Below are 16,934 nucleotides of genomic sequence, written 5' to 3' on the forward strand. Positions count from 1 at the left end.
TGACCGGCGCCGCTGAAGGCGGCCCCGGTTCAGCTGTCCTTCAGCTTCTGATAGGTGTCCAGGGCCCGCTCGCGCGACTCCGGCAGGCCCACCACCGGTTCCGGGTATCCGGCAGCCTGTTCCGGCGCTTTCCAGGGTTCGTGGATGGCCTTGTCATCCATGCCGGCGATTTCCGGGATGTACTGCCGCAGGTAACGGCCCACGGCGTCGAACTTCTTGCTTTGCGTCACCGGGTTGAAGATCCGGAAATAGGGGGAAGCGTCCGCGCCGGATCCGGCAACCCACTGCCAGTTGGCAGGATTGCTGGCTGAATCGGCGTCCACCAGGGTGTCCCAGAACCAGGCCTCACCCAGCCTCCAGTCAGCGAGCAGGTTCTTCACCAGGAACGACGCTGCCGCCATGCGGACGCGGTTGTGCATCCAGCCTGTCTGCCACAGCTGACGCATTCCCGCGTCCACCAGCGGATACCCTGTCCGGCCCTGCTGCCAGGCTTCCAGTTCAGCATCCGACGGCGTTTGCCACTCGAAGCGGTCGAAGTCCGGGCGGTAGTTCCGGGTGGCCAGCTCAGGGTTCTCATACAGCAGCTGCCAGCAAAACTCACGCCAGCCCAGTTCTGAACGGAAGATCCCGACGTCGGCGGGGGCCTGCCGCGGGAAGCGCTCACGGAGCGCATGCCAGACACGGAAGGGACTGATCTCACCGAAGCGAAGGTGGGGCGAGAGGCGGCTGGTGCCCTCGACGCCCGGCCGGTCACGGCCGGTTCCATAGTCTTCGACAGGGCCGTCAAGGAAATCCTGCAGGCGGCTGTGGGCGCCCGCTTCGCCCGGCGTCCACTCGTCCGCGAGCCCGGCGCTCCAGTCCGGACTGCGGGGGAGCAGCCCCCAGGCGTCCAGGTCATCGCTGTGGGGCAGCGCGCCGTCGTCGCCCCGGGCCAGAGGCGGCAGGTTCCGAAGGGCATCGGAGGGCATCCGCGGCTCGCCGCTCTCCAGGCAGGCGCGCCAGAAGGGCGTGAAGACCTTGTACGGTCCCCCTGCTCCGGTCCGCACGGTCCAGGGCTCAAACATAAGGCTTGCCTGGAAACTTGCGGCGTCAAGGTCATGTTCCCCGGCCCAGGTTTTGACGCCCGCGTCGATGCTGCGTTCCGGGCCGCCGTACCTGCGGTTCCATCTCAGGTGCGTGGCCCCGGTCTCGGATGCCAGTTCATGGATGATCGCGGCCGCGTTACCTCGGCGAAGCACCAGCCGGGCGCCCGCGGATTCCAATCCGCCGGCCAGGGACTCCAGCGAATGGTGCAGCCACCACTTGGCTGCACCGCCCAGTGCTCGCACCCCTGGTGACTCTTCATCCAGGACGTAGACGACCGTCAGGGGGTGGCCCAAGGCGGCGGCGTCGGCAAGGGCCGGATTGTCATCCAGGCGGAGGTCATCACGAAGCCAGACAATGGTGGAAGGCATGATTCCACGGTACACGGCAGCCTCTGCTATTTACCGGCCGGTAACTTGGCCGTAGACTCGCTCCAGCCGTCCGTTGCGCCCACACTTCCGCAGGGACGGTTCCGTTCGGATCAGGCTTTTCCTGTCGACAACGGCACACGGCTGGAGGCGGCCGGATGCCGTCCACCTGCTCGCCGCGATGTTGCCGCGCCAGGAAAAAGGATGACCAATGAAGCTATTCCTTCCATCCAACCAATGGCCGCGAACGGAACGCCGCAGCGTGCCGGTCACGCGGTCGCTCCTGGCCGGACTTGCCGCGGCCGTCTCAGTTTCGGCATTGATTGCGCCGACCGCCCACGCCGCGCCCATTGGCGGCGATGACTGGGTGGTCAGCGTGGGCGATTCGTATATTTCAGGGGAAGCGGGCCGCTGGGCGGGCAACTCGAGTGACCCCGCCCAGGCCGATGCACTGGGCGACGCCGCCTATCTTGACGCCGGGCAATCCGAAAGCACGGCGGGCTGCCACCGCTCGTCCTCGGCGGAGATCAGGATCGGGCAGGCGCAGGCACTCAACCTGGCATGTTCCGGCGCCAAGACGGGGACGTCCTGGAACTCCTCCGGTGAGTTCAAACCGGGGCTGGACTTCTACAAGGACGCGGCCGGCAACACGGGCCAGGCGCTGGCGCTGCAGAACTTCGCATCATCCCACCGGGTCAGCATGGTGGTGGTCTCGATCGGCGGCAACGACCTGGGGTTTGCCGGCATCATCGCCACGTGTGTCTCGAAGTTCATGACCAGTCCGTCGTGGGCGCCGAGTTACTGCAAGGACTCCGCCACGGTGGCCACGAACTTCTCGGCTGCCAACCGGGCAGCTGTGGCCTCCCGGATAGGTGCCTCCCTCGCTAACGTGGCCAAGGCCATGGGCGGTGCCGGGTACGCGCCCGGGGAGTACAGCCTGGTGGTGCAGAACTACGTCTCGCCCCTGCCGCGGAGTTCGGATATTTCCTATTCCGAAGCCGGATTCAGCAGGCAGAGCACTTACGGCTGCGGGTTCTGGAACGCGGACCTGGACTGGGCTACGGGCACCGCCGTCCCCGCGATCAACTCCACTATTTCAGCCGGAATCGCTGCTTCCGGCGTACCCGGTGTTCACACGCTCAACGTGGCCTCACTCTTCAGCGGCCATGAACTGTGCGCGGAAACCACCAAGAAGCTGAACAGCACCTCACTGGCGGACTGGCGGAGCGCTGGCGCCGCGGACATCAGTGAATGGATTAATGAGGTCCGGACTGCCAGCACGGCCTTCAGCGATTACTCCATCCAGGAATCGTTGCACCCTAACTATTGGGGCCAGTTGGCACTCCGTAACTGCCTGCGCCAGGTTTATAACGACGGCGATGTTCGTTCCGGGAGCTGCACGGCAGGGGCCGGGCTGACGCCAGCGGGGGAGCCGGCGGTGAGCTTGAGCTAGCAGGGCCAGCGATAGTCCTGAAACGAAAAGGCCGGGGTCCCTTGAGGGGACCCCGGCCGTTCTGTCGCCCGGTCCGGAAACCGGAGCGGCTGCCTAGAGCTTGTCGAAATCTGCTTCTTCGACAGTGGAGCCGGCAGCCGATGAACTGGTCGAGGCGCCGATGGCCGGCTTCGCGCCGCCGGACTTCAAGGCCGCGAGCCGTGCCTCGATCTCGGTCTGTTCGCCGAGGTCTTCGAGCGAGTTGAACTGTGCGTCCAGACTGGACGCGGCGAGCTCCTGCTGGCCGCGGACCTTGGCCTCTTCGCGGCGGATCTTCTCTTCGAAGCGGCCCACCTCGCTGGTGGGGTCCATGAAGTCGATGCTCTTGAGGGCGTCGTGGACCTGCGACTGCGCAGCTGCCGTCTTGGAACGCGCCACCAGTTCGTTGCGCTTGCTGGTCAGCTCGTTCAGCTTGCCCTTCATCTGGTCCAGGCCGGTCTTGAGCTTGTCCACAACCTCGGTCTGCGAGGCGATGCTGGGCTCGGCCGCCTTGGCTTCGTTCTCGGCTGCCATCTGGCGCTGGATGGCCACCTTGGCCAGATTGTCGAACTTCTGGGCGTCCACTGTGTCGCCGCTGCTGCGGTACTCGTCGGCCTTACGGGAAGCTGCAAGGGCCTTGTTGCCCCAGTCCTGGGCGTTCTTGACGTCCTCATTGTAGTCGTCCTGGAGCATCCGCAGATTGCCGATGGTCTGCGCCACGGCAGATTCAGCTTCGGCAATGTTGTTGGTGTAATCCCGGACCATCTGGTCCAGCATCTTCTGCGGGTCTTCGGCCTGATCCAGCAAGGAATTGATGTTCGCCTTCGCCAGCTGGGCCATACGGCCGAAAATGGACTGCTTAACCATGGTGTTGCCTTTCATCCTGCTCAGTGGTCGCCACTGAATTCAGTGAACAGTTGATGTACCGCTTCTACCCGGCGGCCGGCGGGACCGGCCGCCGCCTAGTCTGTGGATCGGCTAGAAGTCGCCGCCGCCTCCGGAATCGCCGCCCCAGCCGCCGCCGTCGCCGCCGCCGAAATCGCCGCCGCCCCAGCCGCCGCCGTCACTGTGGCCGCCGCCCCAGCCGCCGCCGCTTCCGCCGTTGAGGATGGAGTTGATGAGGATGCCGCCCAGGATGGCGCCGCCGAGGCCGCCGCCCCCGCCGCCGCCGAACATGCCGCCGCGGCCGTAGCCCTGGTTTGCGTAGCCGAAGCTGTCCACGTCGCCCTGGGCGAGCTGCGCGGCCTGGGCTGCCAGGGCGTGCGCCTGCTGGGCATATGTCAGCGCCGTGACGGGATCATTGCGGGAGATGGACAAGGCATAATCCAGATTCCGCTGGGCTTCAGCCAGGCGGGTACGCGCCTCGGTCCCGACTCCGCCGCGGCGCGCCGTGATGTAGTCCGAGGTGGCGCTGATCTGCGCCTGCGCCGACATGATGGTCTGCTGCAGCGACGCCTGCGCCCGGCGGGATTGTTCCTGCTGGTCGCGGATGCCGGTCAGGGACTGGTCCAGCGCCTGGTGGGCGGTTTCCACCCGCTCCAGGGTGGCAATCGGATCGATCTTTCCGCCCTGGATCTCCGCCTTGACCTGTGCCAAAGCAGCTTCCACTTTGGCCACCGGTCCGGCAAGTTCGGGATGGGCTCCGGACTGGATCATCGCCTTGGCCTGCGCAAGGTCCTGGGACGTGTCCACTACTGCACCTTCGAGGCTGTTGCGTGCTTCGTCCAGGCTTCCGGACACCTTGGTGATGGCGTCGAGCAGAACCTTGGTCTGGTGCAGGCTTTCCTCCGCGGCGCGGACGGCCACGGCAGCCAGGCTGCCCTCGCCGGACGCCAGCTTGTCCTGGGCCGTTGCGGTGGCATTCTGCACGAAGGCGAGCCGCTCCTTGGCCTGGCCGATGTTGTCCGAGACCTGGAGCAGGGCGCTGTCCGCGTATTTGGCCCGGAGCGACGCAAGGGTCTGTTCTGCAGTGGCTATCCGGGCGTCGGCTTCCTGGGCGCCGGCGTTCACCGCGGCGAGGGCCTGCGGTGCGTTCTTCTCCAGTTCACGGAGTGAATCGAAGTCCGCTTTTTGTTCCTGGAGGGACGCCATGGCAGCTTCCGAGCGGCGGATAATTTCACCGAGCCAGCTCCGCTGCTGCTCTTCAGTGTCCGGGATATGGTCGTCAAGCTGCTGCTGCAGTTTGAACGACTCGGACATGTGGCTCTTGGCCTCCTGCAGCGCCTTCGTGAAGTTCCCGACGGCGGCATCGCCGTACTGTGCCTGGGCGAAGCCGAGTTCCTGCTCACTCGAGTTGATGGCGTTATCCGCCTCAATAAGCAGTGAACCGCTCCTTTTGCGCAGCTCGTCCACGCTCAGGGAAGCGAGCGGGTCCAGCTCTGCGCCCTGCGGTCCGTAGCTGGCGCTCGAAGCGGCTGCAGCCTTCTTCCGGCGGTTTCGGAAGTAGAGGTAAGCGCCTGCCCCGCCGGCCGCAACCACACCGGTGCCGACCAGGACGGCAGTGCCGGCGCCGTTGTCGGAGGAAAGTTTGCCACTGCCGCCACCCGCTGCGTCGCCGATGGCCTCCGCGGCGTTTATTGCCGCTTGGGCGTAGTTGCCGTTAGCCAACTCCGGGCCGATGGCGGTGCTCTTGATGTTTTCGAGCTGAGCCGCGGTGATCTTGCTTCCACCTTTATTCAGAATGTATTGCCTGGTATCGGTGGCAACCGCAAGAATCAAAGCGTTAGGGCCAAGACCGGCTTTTTCAGCCACCGCGTCCGTCCAGGCTTCTCGATCAGTCGGGTTTTCGAACTTCTTGACGGTGACGACGTGCAGTACCGTGGCGTGGTCCGTGCCGAGCTTCTTGATGGCGTCTTGGACCTCGGACTTCTGGCCGCCCAGCACGCCTGCGGAGTCAACGACCTTGGTCGTTGGATCGAGCGTCACCGGTGGCTCGGCCCAGGCTGAGGTGGCGGGAACCGCCAGCAACCCGACGAGGCCGATCACGGCGAGGAGACGTTTGAACTTAGACCGCATGTGCAACCCTTCAGCACTTCTGCGACTGATTCGGGCCGAGCCAGTCGTCACAGAATGCAGCAGCGCCCCCACGCATGTGTAAAGCCGCAGGTCGCTGTGGCAATTCCATTTGATTCTATGGTGCACCAATTTGCCCGTCCACAACGGGGAATATGCCACCAGCGAAAAGCGCTTCACGCAGGGACGGGGCGCCCCCAAAACCGGTTCCGACGGCGTTCAGGAACCTCCCAGCCAACGTCCGCTTTAGCTTCAGTCTGAGGGTCCATAGTTAAAGGCAGACAAGGATGAAAGGAAGTCTAATGACTGAGAACCCAGCGCAGGGTGGATCGCCTGAGAACAGGGGTCCTGAAAAGCCCCGGGAAGGCTGGCCGGCGCAGCCTCCCGGAGACTCAGCCCATCATGATCCTACGGTTCAGGACAACCCGACCATCCGGCTCGACCAGGCCTCCTCCGGCGATGCGCAGGGCCACTCCGGAGACGAACACCAGCAGGCCGGCGCGGACGATGCTCCTCGGCCCGTGTACCCGCAGCACCAGCCGTTCTACGGCCAGCAGGCAGCTCCATACGCCCAGAACGGTACGCACCCGGAAGACGGCAGCTACTCCGGTGCCGGCGCACCCCAGTCCAATGCAGCCCAGTACGCAGCCCAGTCCCACGGCAACTACCAGGGCACCGGCCCCTATACGGGGCAGGGTAGCCAGTACCAGGGAAGCATGTACGCCTCCGACCCTGCCAGCACGCCGAAACGGAAAGCGGCCTTCGGTGTGGGTACCCTCGTGGCCAGCATCCTTGCCGCCGGCCTGGTGGGCGGGGGAGTGGTGGCCGCCAGTGACGCCTTCCTCAACGACGGCTCCACGTCGTCCGTCAGCAGTACCGGCAGCCAGCCGAGCACCGTCATCGTCAACAACAAAGACGACGTGAACGTCATCACCGCAGCTTCGGTGAAGGCCTCGCCGAGTGTTGTGACCATCAAGGCGACGAGCGGCAGCGACGGCGGCACCGGCTCGGGAATCATCCTGGACGAGGACGGCCATATCCTCACGAACACCCACGTGGTGACCCTTGACGGTAAGACGGCCAACGCCACTATTGAAGTGCGGACCAGCGACGGCAGGGTGCTCACTGCGAAAATCGTCGGCACCGACCCGCTGAGCGACCTGGCCGTCATCAAGGTGGACAACGCTTCCGGGCTGACGCCGGCAACACTTGGTGACTCCAGCAAACTGAACGTGGGCGACACCGCCATCGCCATCGGATCGCCCCTTGGCCTGACGGGCACGGTCACCGACGGCATTGTCTCCACCCTGAACCGGACCATCAGCGTTGCTTCTTCGGCTGCCCCGAAGGAAGGCGCGGATGATTCCCAGAGCGACGATGAGGGCGGCTTCCAGTTTGCGCCGCCGGACGGCGGCCAGAGCCAGGGCACGTCGAACCAGGGCTCCATCGCCATTAACGTGATCCAGACCGATGCCGCCATCAACCCCGGCAACTCCGGCGGTGCCCTGGTCAACAGCAAGGGCGAGATCATCGGCGTGAACGTGGCCATCGCCTCGGCCGGCAGCGATTCGAGCTCCAGCACCAGCGGCAACATCGGCGTGGGCTTCAGCGTTCCCATCAACCATGCCAAGCGAGTGGCACAGGAGATCATCGATACCGGCAAGGCCACGCACGGCCAGTTCGGCGTTAGCGTCAAGGCGAAGTCATCCACGTCGTCGAGTTCGTCCTTCTCGGTAGGTGCCGAAGTGGCCACCGTGGAGTCCGGGTCGGCTGCTGCCAAAGCCGGCCTCAAGGTGGGTGACGTCGTCACCAAGTTCAACGACCTTGCCATCAGCGATCCCAACCAGCTGACTGCAGCGGTTCGGGAGCAGCCGGCGGGCGCGTCCGTGAAGGTCACTATCCTTCGCGGCGGCCAGGAACAGCAGGTCGACGTGACGCTCGGCGCCGCGGCAGAACAGTAAACGGCTGCTCAGTTCCATCGGCACATCCGGCAGCGGAGGCGGGACCACCGGGAAGGTGGCCCGCCTCTGCTGCCTTACCCGTGGTGCTGTGCCCTGCCTGACCGCACAGCCTGACCGCACTGCCTGACACAGGCGTTAACGGGACGACGCCGGCACCCCGCTATATGGTTAGCTTGGATCTACCCGCACCCCGGGGGAGATCCGCGGCCATAACCTCACCCGGCTGGCTATCCACACGCATGGAAGGCTGCTGTACAGAAAGTGGAAGAGACATTGAAGATCATCGTTCTGGTCAAGCATGTACCAGACGCGCAATTGGACCGTCACCTCAGCGGCGAGGACAACACCACGGACCGCGCCGATAGCATCCTGTCCGAGCTGGACGAGTACGCCCTGGAAGCTGCGCTGCAGCTGATCGAGGCCCGCGGCGGAGCGAAAGCCGGCAACCAGGTCATCGCCCTGAGCATGGGTCCCGCCGGCGCCGTCAATGCCATCAAGAAGTCCCTCCAGATCGGCGCCACCGAAGGCGTCCACCTGCGGGACGACGCCCTGGCCGGATCTGATGCCGCCGCCACCTCCCTGGCGCTGGCAGCAGCCGTTCGCCACCTCGGGGCGGACAGCCCCGTGGACCTGGTCCTGACCGGCATGGCGTCCACCGACGGCGAGACCTCCCTGGTTCCCGCGCAGCTCGCGGAGCGGCTCGGCCTCCCGCAGGTCACGTTCGCCTCCGAACTTGAGGTCGACGGCGGCCGCGTCATCGCCCGGCGCGACAGCGACACCCACTACGACACGGTGGAGGCACCGCTGCCCGCCGTTGTGTCCGTGACGGACCAGATCAACGAGCCCCGATTCCCCAACTTCAAGGGAATCATCGCGGCCAAGCGCAAGACCATCACCACCCTCAGCCTTGCGGAGATCGGCGTAGACCCCGCGCAGGTGGGCAAAGCCGGTTCCTGGACCGAGGTACAGACGGCAGCGGCCCGCCCGCCGCGCACCGCCGGCACCATCATTACCGACGAAGGCGACGCCGGCATCAAGCTGGTGGACTTCCTGGCCGCCCAGAAGCTGCTCTAAGAGGAACCCCGACATGGCAAAAGTACTTGTATTCATAGACAACCCCGGCGCTGCCCTCAAAAAGAGCAGCCTGGAACTGCTGACGATCGCCCGCTCGCTGGGTGAGACGGTTGTCGCCGTCAACGGCCCCCTGACCGACGACGCCGCCGGCGCCCTCGGTGCCAACGGAGCCACGGCCATCTTCCGGGCCTCGTCCGACGACCTGGACGCGTACCTGGTCGGTCCCAAAGCCTCCTTCCTTGCCGAGGCCGTTGCAGCCTCAGGTGCCACCACCGTTCTCCTGGAAAACTCCTTCGACGGCAAGGAGATCGCGGCCCGCCTGGGCATCAAGCTCGGCGCCGGCGTGATCACGGACGTCGTCGGCGTAGAAGCAGACGGCACCGCCCACAAGTCCGTGTTGGCAGGGTCCTACACCACCACGGCCAAAGCCACCACGGCGGTGTCCGTGCTGACGGTCAAGCCGAACAGCGTCACCCCGGAACCCGCAGCCGCAGGAGCGACCCCCGAGGTCCTCACCGTTGACGTCCCGGAATCCGCTACAGCCGGCGCGGCCCGCATTACCGGCCGCAAGGACAAGCCCGCCAGCGGCCGTCCGGACCTCACCGAGGCCCGGATCGTGGTGGCAGGCGGCCGCGGCGTCGACGGCGACTTCGGCCCGGTGGAGGAACTCGCAGACGCCCTCGGTGCCGCCGTCGGTGCGTCACGTGCCGCCACGGACGCCGGCTGGATCGGCCACGATGCGCAGGTGGGCCAGACAGGCAAGACCGTTTCCCCGCAGCTGTACATTTCCGCGGGCATCTCCGGCGCCATCCAGCAGAAGGCAGGCATGCAGACCGCCAAGGTCATTGTCGCCATCAATAAGGACGCCGAGTCGCCGGTCTTCGAAATCGCCGACTTCGGGATCATCGGGGACCTCTTCGAGGTCCTCCCGCAGGCGACCGAAGAGATCAAGAAGCGCAAAGGCTGATGAGTTGAGCACCAACGCCACGGCGCAAAGCCCGTTCAACCCGGACCACCACCGGGTTGAGCGGGTCCTTTGTTTTACCGCCCATCCGGACGACATCGACTTCGGGGCCGCCGGCACCATCGCCGCCTGGACCGAGGCAGGGGTTGAGGTCAGCTACTGCATCATGACCGACGGCGATGCCGGCGGCTTCGATCCCGCGCAGCGCGAGGAGATAGTGGCTACGAGGGCCGAAGAGCAGCGCCGGGCTGCTGCGCTGGTGGGCGTCACGGACATCCATTACCTGCACGAACGTGACGGCCATCTGGAACCCACGCACGAAGTGATGAGGGGAGTGGTGAAGCTGATCCGCGAGATCCGGCCCGACGTCGTTCTTTCCATGCATCCCGAACGCAACTGGAACCGTATCCAGAAGAGCCATCCGGACCACCTGGCCGCAGGCGAGGCAGTGACCCGGGCAGTATATCCCGCCCTGGAAAACCCTTTCGCCTACCCGGATCTCGCCGAGGCCGGGCTCGCGGCCTACAAGCTCCCGTGGCTGTGGCTGTTTGCCGGGCCGGAGGAACGGGAGAACCACTTTGTGGACATCACCGCCCACGTGGACACCAAACTCGAGGCCATCCACGTGCACGCCAGCCAGCACCCGGACCTTGAGGCCATGGACCGCACGGTCCGCAGCCTCATGCTGGCCACCGGCGAACGGGCCGGCCTGCCCCGGGGACACAGTGCCGAGGCCTTCCACGTCGTTACCGTGAACGGTCCAACGACCATTGCCGGCTTCTAGGGGCCGCCCTGCCCCGGTTTAGGTGAGCCGTGACGTCGCGTAAGCCTTGATCCCCTCGAAAAGGTAGGGAGCCAGGCCTGCGCTGCTCTTATCGTAGAAGGCGGTGAACCGCGGGTCCTCGACGTACATCCGGCCAAGGCCGACGTAGCTTTCGGCGTCCGGGGTCCAGCTGGCGCACACCCACTTGTAGTGCCGGTCGACGGCGGCCTGGACGTCCGGCGCGTCAGCCTTCAGGCCGGCGTCGAAGCAGCGGGCCAGTTCCTCGTTGATGTCCCGGGCTTCCTGAAGGAACGCTTTTTTCTCGGCGTCAGTCATCGCGGCGTGGCGTCCCTTGCTGTCCTCAATGGTCCGGTCGCCCCAGCGTTGCCGGGCCTCCTGCTCGTAGGGATTATTGTCGAAGTCCTTGAAGATGTCCTCGGCGGACATGGTGTCTCCTTGTCTGAGCGCTGTCATGGTGGCGTCCACGGTGGCGGCCATCCGGTCGAGGCGGTCGCGTTCGGCCAGTAGCCATCTGCGGTGCACACCGAGGGCCTCCAGCTGGCTGGTTTGTCCGGCCAGTACACCGGCGATGGTCTCGAGCCCGAGCCCCAGTTCCCGCAGCAGGAGAATCCGCTGAAGCCTGAGCAGCTCCGCGTGGCCGTAATAGCGGTAGCCGTTGTGCCCCGTGTAGGCAGGAACAAGGAGGCCCAGCTGGTGGTAGTGCCGCAGGGTCCGGGACGAGACATTGCTCTCCCGGGACACTTCGGCAATGGACCAGCTGCGGGGTTGCTCCTGCTTCATTCCTTCATCGTAGAAGTTGACGCAACGTCAAAGTCAACAGTCGCGTTAGGCTCCGAGAGGGGCCGCGGCAACTGTAGGCAGCGTGGGCGAAGCGGAACCGCCCACCGGCTCAACGGTGATACCCAGCGATGCCGCCGAGTGAATCCCCTTTACCACTGCCGGTTTGGACAGCGCCTCGGCGTCCATGAGCCCCTGCGAAACCGGAGCGGAGCCGTCCTTGGGGATCAGCCACATCTGGTACACCTTCCCTGCAGGAGGAGCCGGGACGCCGTTCATCTTGACCACGACTGCGTCCTTGGATGTCGAAATGGCGACGGTGGCCGTGCCTCCGCCACTGACGTCGACGGTTGCCTCCCGGACATCCTGGGCCTGGAGTACCTGGTTGAGTGGATCGTTCTGGTTGGCTACGTAGGCGCCCACGCCCACGCCGCCCAAGGCGATGACGGCGGCAGCGGCCACGCCCACGAGCCAGTTGCGGAGTCCCGGTGCCCGGCGCCGTTCTTCCCGGCGCAGGCGCGCTGCACCGAGTTCATCGGTGCCGGGAGTCCGGCCCGGTTCCTGAGGATGTCCGTGGACCGGGGGAGAGGCGAGGGGAATCGTGCCCGGCTGCGCCGGGAGTTGCGCCACGATGCGGTCGAAGAGCCCCGCAGGCGGTTCCTCCTCTGCGGTAAACGTAACGGCCAGCGTTTCCCGCGCCTGCCGGACGCGCTCATCGAAAGCATCCCGTTCCGGCTTTGGCGCGGCCGAGATGTAGTCTTCTATGGCCGTCCGCTCGGAAGGGCTCACGGCGTCGAGTGCGTACACCTCCGCCAGCTCCACGGCCCGGCCGGAGGCCAGGTCAGTAGCGATAGCGTGGGCAAACGTCCCGGAGGAACTGCTGCTGTTCGGCTGGTTCATGTCGGTCATCTCAACTCACCCCCAGACAGGTCTTCAGGCGGATCAGTCCATCGCGGATGCGGGACTTGATGGTGGGCACGGCGGCGTTCAGTTTCTCGGCGACTTCGCGGTACGTCAGCCCGCCGTAGTATGCCAGCCGGACGGATTGCTGTTGCGTCTCGGTGAGGGTGTCCAGGCATCTGACGACAGCTTCGGCTTCCAGCCTGCTTCCCACCTCGTCTGAAACCGAGTCATGGTCGATCTCCTGGCTGCTGGCCCCGTATTTGGCCTCCCTGTCGGTGGACGACTGGGAGGACCGGACCTTGTCCACTGCCCGGCGATGGGAAATGGTCATCAGCCACGCCAGGGGACTGCCGGCCTCAGGGTTGAACTTTGCTGCATTCTGCCAGACCTGGAGGAATACTTCCTGCGTGGTGTCCTCGCTGAGTTCGGGATCGATCAGGACGCGGCGGGCCATGCCGAAAACGCGCCGGGACGTGAGTTCGTAGAACTCTGCGAAGGCCTCCTGGTCTCCGTTGGCGATACGCGCCAACAGGTCACCGAGCCGCCGGTTCACGTCGGCTGAAGTGCCAGGAGAAGCAGTGGCCTCCGGATTTGAGGCGTTGGGAGTTTCCATCACTCCCAAGCATAAGTCGACTCGGGCCGTACTTTTCGCAGCAGCGGGTCTTATGGCGGCAGGAGCGACCGGAATGTCGCCTTGGGTCTCACTGTTCCGGCCCGGGGACCTGCGGACCTGCAATGTAGTCACCTGCCGCTCCTCACGATCCTGTTAATGGCCCGGATTGGCCTTCACGGGTGATTCGGAGCGGATGCGCGGAGGGATGGGTGCCGCCTAGAGCTTGGCGCCCGCGAAGCCGTTCTGGCGCCAGGCTTCAAAAACCGCAATTGACGCCGCGTTCGCAAGGTTCAAGGACCGCAGGGACGGCAGCATCGGCAGCCGCACCCGGGACGTTACATGCGGGTCGTGCTTGAGTTCCTCCGGAAGGCCCACGGATTCCGGGCCGAAGAGGAGCACGTCGCCGGGGAGGTAACTGATGTCGGTGTAGGAGGTCTCGCCGTCGGACGTGAACGCGTAAACGCGCTCGGGCTGAAGAGCCTTCCAGGCGGCCTCGATGCTCTTATGCACCGTCACGACGGCGAGGTCGTGGTAATCCAGCCCGGCGCGGCGGAGCTTGGCGTCGGAAAAATCAAAGCCCAGCGGCTCCACCAGGTGCAGTTCGGCGCCTGTGATGGCAGCCAGCCGGATGGCGTTGCCCGTATTGCCGGGAATTTCAGGGGTGTGGAAAAGGATGCGGAACACCGTCCCATCCTAGCCACCGCCGGCCTTAGTGCATTCCTCGCAGCAGCCTGGCCAGGGCGGGGACGTTGACAGTATTCGGGGCTGGACCGGAGCTCAGGAACTCCTTGAGTCCGCGGACCAGCCCTGCCCCGTTGACCACCTGGACGGTTTCATGGCCGCGCTGTGCACGCCGGTGGTGGTCAATGACAGGTTCATGCAGGTTGCCGTCGGGACTATGAATGACGGTCCAGCCGGTCACGTTGAGCTCAGGAAAGATGTCCTGCATGCGCCGGACAATATGAGCCAGCTGCGGCGGTGCAATGGCCCGGCCGCCGTGCGTCAGGGTGCTGCCGTTCCAGGCGTAGGCTCCCTTCGGCAAAAGCATCGAGCCGATGAGCGCCAGCCGGTAGCCGGACAACACCGCGTGGTCGATGTGGCTGTTGTCCGCAGGGGACTGCAGCCCGTTGATCAACCTGGCCGCGGGAATGGCGGGCAGGATCTGCCTGCTGATCAGCTGGACGGTCCGCATCTCCCGCTGGATCCGGGCTTCGGCTCCGAAGATACCCCGCTTCCGTGGCATGCCGTGGACCTGCCTGCCGGCGATCTCTTCCGGAATCAGCGGGACGGTGCCGGACTCCGGGTGCTCGAATGGCGGCACGTAAACCGGCGGGTCCCCTGCGGTGTTGCGCGGGGTGTTGGGCCGATGGACGGTCGCCGAAGCGCGGCTGCCAGCGGCAGGAGCGTCGAAATGGGCGCCTTCCGCCGTTGCCGCGCCCGTGGTCCCGTGTGCGTAGGAGCGGTCATAGGCAGCCCGGCGCTTCGGATCTATCAGTGTCTCGTAGGCCAGCGTCACCTGCCGGAAAACGGCGGCGTCCCCGCCGTGGTCGGGATGTGCCCGCCGGGCAGCCTTGCGGTATGCCACCTTGATCTCTTTGTCGGTCGCCGTCACAGGAAGGCGAAGGACCTGGTAATGGGAGCTGCTGCCCTGGGTCAAGCACTGATCCTTTTCTTGTCGGTTCCAGTCCACTCAGGCAGTCCGGTCCGCCCAGTTTAACCGTGTAAAGGCTCAACGTCCGTGCCCGCGGCCCAGGTTCCCGGCGGCTGGCATAATTCAGCGCATGATCATCGCCGTCGCCGTCAACCCCCGGGCGTCGTTCGGCGGAAGGCAGCACACCGGCAACGCCGTGGTGGCGTATTTCCGCGCCGCCGGTGCACGTGTCGTGGTGCTGAGGAAGGCCAACTATGACCGGTTGGAATCTGCGGTGCGTGAGGCGCTGGAGGCAGGCTGCGACGCCCTGGTTGTAGTGGGCGGTGACGGCATGGTCCATCTGGGCATCAACGCGCTCGCCGGATCAGGTGCCCCTTACGGTACTGTGCCGCTGGGGATCGTTCCCAGCGGCACGGGGAACGACATGGCCCGTGCACTCGGGCTTCCTTTGAACGATGCTGTTGCCGCCTGTGAACTGATCCGGGAGGCATTGAAGTCCGGCGGGCGCTTTATTGACGCGGGACGGGTTACAGGCGTCGGCACCACCCGCTGGTTTGCCGGAGTGGTTTCCGCCGGCTTCGACGCCGCCGTCAATGAACGGGCCAACGGCTGGCGCTGGCCCCGCGGCAAAAGCAGGTACAACCTGGCCATGCTCCGTGAACTGGCCACCTTCAGGGCTATCGACTACACCGTGACGGCCGACGGCGAGACCTGGCGGCAGGGGGCCATGCTCATCTCGGTAGCGAACGGCCAGTCAATTGGGGGCGGCATGAAAGTGACACCTGACGCCCTGCTGGACGACGGATTCCTGGATTTGTTCATCGTCAAGCCGCTCTCCCGCGCGCAGTTCCTTGCCGTCTTCCCGAAGGTCTTTTCCGGCCGGCACACCGGGCACCGGGCAGTGCACATCAGGCAGGTCCGCCGGGTTGAGCTCTCTGCCGCGAACGTTGTTGCCTATGCCGACGGCGAGAGAGTAGGCCCGCTGCCGCTGACCGTAGAGGTGGTGCCTGGCGCGATCAGGGTTCTGGCCGCGCCGTGACGGCGTGCCTGCCGAACCGTCTAAACTCTTGCGGAGGACCGGCCGGCGCAGTGCCGCCGGCAGAGGGTATCTGGGGGCAAAGTGCAGTCTATAGGCAGGAGACCCGGTGCGGGCGGGCCGCGATGCGTACCGGGGGCCACCCGGCGGATGGCGTGGCCCCTGACCTTGGCCCTGGTGCTTGCCGGCGCGGCCGGCTGCAGCGTGGGCATCCCGGACCCCGCCGCCCCGCGTACCGTTCAAACCACGCCCGCGCTCGCAACGCCCACCATTACGCCGGGCCACGATGCTGCGGCGGTGGCGGCCAAGGACCTTCCCTTTACGGCCGGAGACTCGCTGGCCGCAGGAGTCCCCGTCGGCCTGTCCGACGGGCTCCGGGAGGCACCGGGCTGGAAGGCAGTCAAGGAGGACGTGGCGGGGGAGAACCGTTACCTCAAAGCCGACGGATGCGTTGCCTCCGCCCGGGTCAGCGTGAACCAGGAGCCACTGGCCGTCACCGGCGATGACAAGGCCTCCACCGTTGAGTTGTTCAAATACCTGGACCCCACCATCCTCCCCGGCTACCTGAAGACTGACACCATGCGCTGGGGCGGTGAGCCGGACAAGCCCGGGCCCAGGACCGAGGTGCTGATCTACGAGGGCGGATCTGCGCCCGGCGGAAAGTCGACCGCAGTGCTGGCCAGGCTCTTTGGCAAAGCGGGTTCGTCCGTATATGTTTCTCTCTCGTGCCCGGACCCGGCCGCTCTCACAGCGGCCCGGGCGGACGTGGCGGAACGCCTGATTGTTGTTCCGCCAACAAACTGAGTTAGCCGCTACTGGTTACGGGAATTCCGGGGTGACAGCCGGTTGAGGGCCAGCGCGCCCACGAGCAGGCCGAAGTCGCGAAGCGCGACGTCGAAGAAGCTGCCCAGGATCAGCAGGTTGATGATGATTCCCAGCAGCCACACGGCCACCAGCATCGATCCGAAGCGTGGCCGGACTGCAACCGCGATACCGGCGGCAACTTCCACGGCGCCCACGACGTACATGATGGTCTGGGCCGGGAGCGGAACCACCGCCGTCGCCACCGGGGCCAGATACATGGTCCAGTCGGTGAGCAGGTTCGTGAACTTGTCGAGGCCGAAGAGGATCGGGGCGACCGTGAAGACCGTGCGCAGCAGCAGGAAGGCCTGCCTGCCCGGTTCAGAAGCCAGCGTACGGCCGGACGGACTCAACACCGAGGACGATTTCATGACGA

At 65.6% G+C, this 16,934-nt stretch carries 16 protein-coding genes; 7 read left to right on the forward strand and 9 right to left on the reverse strand.

Annotation, left to right across the window (positions count from 1 at the left end; all coding sequences use genetic code 11):
* Window positions 1-29: 29 nt before the first annotated feature.
* Complete coding sequence (locus tag WMN78_RS19045) at window positions 30-1,454, reverse strand: deoxyribodipyrimidine photo-lyase (protein ID WP_340535325.1); 1,425 nt, start codon at window positions 1,452-1,454, stop codon at window positions 30-32.
* A gap of 208 nt (window positions 1,455-1,662) precedes the next feature.
* Here WMN78_RS19045 and WMN78_RS19050 point away from each other — a divergent pair, with 208 nt between their 5' ends.
* Complete coding sequence (locus WMN78_RS19050) at window positions 1,663-2,904, forward strand: hypothetical protein (RefSeq protein ID WP_340535326.1); 1,242 nt, start codon at window positions 1,663-1,665, stop codon at window positions 2,902-2,904.
* A 93-nt stretch (window positions 2,905-2,997) separates the two neighbouring features.
* Here the strand turns inward: WMN78_RS19050 and WMN78_RS19055 are convergent, their stop codons facing one another.
* Window positions 2,998-3,789: a PspA/IM30 family protein gene (locus WMN78_RS19055; RefSeq protein ID WP_340535327.1), complete on the reverse strand. Its 792-nt coding sequence runs from the start codon at window positions 3,787-3,789 to the stop codon at window positions 2,998-3,000.
* 111 nt (window positions 3,790-3,900) lie between these two features.
* Entirely contained in the window at window positions 3,901-5,937 is a 2,037-nt protein-coding gene (locus tag WMN78_RS19060) for a TPM domain-containing protein (protein WP_340535328.1), read from the reverse strand.
* A 299-nt stretch (window positions 5,938-6,236) separates the two neighbouring features.
* On the opposite strand from WMN78_RS19060, the gene WMN78_RS19065 reads away from it, so the two are divergent.
* From WMN78_RS19065 to WMN78_RS19080, 4 genes are all read left to right on the forward strand, one after another.
* On the forward strand, window positions 6,237-7,895 hold the full coding sequence (locus WMN78_RS19065; protein WP_340535329.1) for a trypsin-like peptidase domain-containing protein: 1,659 nt from the start codon (window positions 6,237-6,239) through the stop codon (window positions 7,893-7,895).
* Between the two features lie 273 nt (window positions 7,896-8,168).
* Complete coding sequence (locus WMN78_RS19070; protein WP_340535384.1) at window positions 8,169-8,969, forward strand: electron transfer flavoprotein subunit beta/FixA family protein; 801 nt, start codon at window positions 8,169-8,171, stop codon at window positions 8,967-8,969.
* Window positions 8,970-8,982: 13 nt separating this feature from the next.
* Window positions 8,983-9,936 carry an electron transfer flavoprotein subunit alpha/FixB family protein gene (locus tag WMN78_RS19075; RefSeq protein ID WP_340535330.1) on the forward strand — a complete coding sequence of 318 codons (954 nt, stop codon included), beginning with the start codon at window positions 8,983-8,985 and terminating at the stop codon, window positions 9,934-9,936.
* Window positions 9,937-9,940: 4 nt separating this feature from the next.
* Window positions 9,941-10,717, forward strand: a complete 777-nt coding sequence (locus tag WMN78_RS19080; RefSeq protein ID WP_340535331.1) for a PIG-L deacetylase family protein — start codon at window positions 9,941-9,943, stop codon at window positions 10,715-10,717.
* An 18-nt stretch (window positions 10,718-10,735) separates the two neighbouring features.
* Here the strand turns inward: WMN78_RS19080 and WMN78_RS19085 are convergent, their stop codons facing one another.
* From WMN78_RS19085 to WMN78_RS19105, 5 genes are all read right to left on the reverse strand, one after another.
* Window positions 10,736-11,497, reverse strand: coding sequence for a MerR family transcriptional regulator (locus WMN78_RS19085; RefSeq protein WP_340535332.1), 762 nt, complete (start codon window positions 11,495-11,497; stop codon window positions 10,736-10,738).
* A gap of 45 nt (window positions 11,498-11,542) precedes the next feature.
* Window positions 11,543-12,403, reverse strand: coding sequence for an anti-sigma factor (locus tag WMN78_RS19090; RefSeq protein ID WP_340535333.1), 861 nt, complete (start codon window positions 12,401-12,403; stop codon window positions 11,543-11,545).
* 1 nt (window position 12,404) lies between these two features.
* A complete protein-coding gene (locus tag WMN78_RS19095; RefSeq protein ID WP_340535334.1) occupies window positions 12,405-13,010 on the reverse strand; it encodes a sigma-70 family RNA polymerase sigma factor in 606 nt (201 codons plus the stop codon).
* Window positions 13,011-13,226: 216 nt separating this feature from the next.
* Window positions 13,227-13,694: a tRNA (cytidine(34)-2'-O)-methyltransferase gene (locus WMN78_RS19100; protein WP_340535335.1), complete on the reverse strand. Its 468-nt coding sequence runs from the start codon at window positions 13,692-13,694 to the stop codon at window positions 13,227-13,229.
* 25 nt (window positions 13,695-13,719) lie between these two features.
* Window positions 13,720-14,667 carry a J domain-containing protein gene (locus tag WMN78_RS19105; protein WP_340535336.1) on the reverse strand — a complete coding sequence of 316 codons (948 nt, stop codon included), beginning with the start codon at window positions 14,665-14,667 and terminating at the stop codon, window positions 13,720-13,722.
* A gap of 124 nt (window positions 14,668-14,791) precedes the next feature.
* On the opposite strand from WMN78_RS19105, the gene WMN78_RS19110 reads away from it, so the two are divergent.
* Together WMN78_RS19110 and WMN78_RS19115 are read left to right on the forward strand one after the other, a co-directional pair.
* Complete coding sequence (locus tag WMN78_RS19110) at window positions 14,792-15,700, forward strand: diacylglycerol/lipid kinase family protein (RefSeq protein ID WP_340535337.1); 909 nt, start codon at window positions 14,792-14,794, stop codon at window positions 15,698-15,700.
* A 147-nt stretch (window positions 15,701-15,847) separates the two neighbouring features.
* The gene (locus tag WMN78_RS19115) at window positions 15,848-16,501 is read left to right on the forward strand and encodes a hypothetical protein (protein WP_340535338.1); all 654 of its coding nucleotides are present in this window, start codon (window positions 15,848-15,850) and stop codon (window positions 16,499-16,501) included.
* Window positions 16,502-16,509: 8 nt separating this feature from the next.
* On the opposite strand, the gene WMN78_RS19120 is transcribed toward WMN78_RS19115, so the two are convergent.
* The gene (locus WMN78_RS19120; protein ID WP_340535339.1) at window positions 16,510-16,929 is read right to left on the reverse strand and encodes a hypothetical protein; all 420 of its coding nucleotides are present in this window, start codon (window positions 16,927-16,929) and stop codon (window positions 16,510-16,512) included.
* Window positions 16,930-16,934: the final 5 nt, after the last annotated feature.

Origin of the sequence: Arthrobacter oryzae (assembly GCF_037911235.1) — a bacterium.
Classification (GTDB): Bacteria; Actinomycetota; Actinomycetes; order Actinomycetales; family Micrococcaceae; genus Arthrobacter; species Arthrobacter oryzae_E.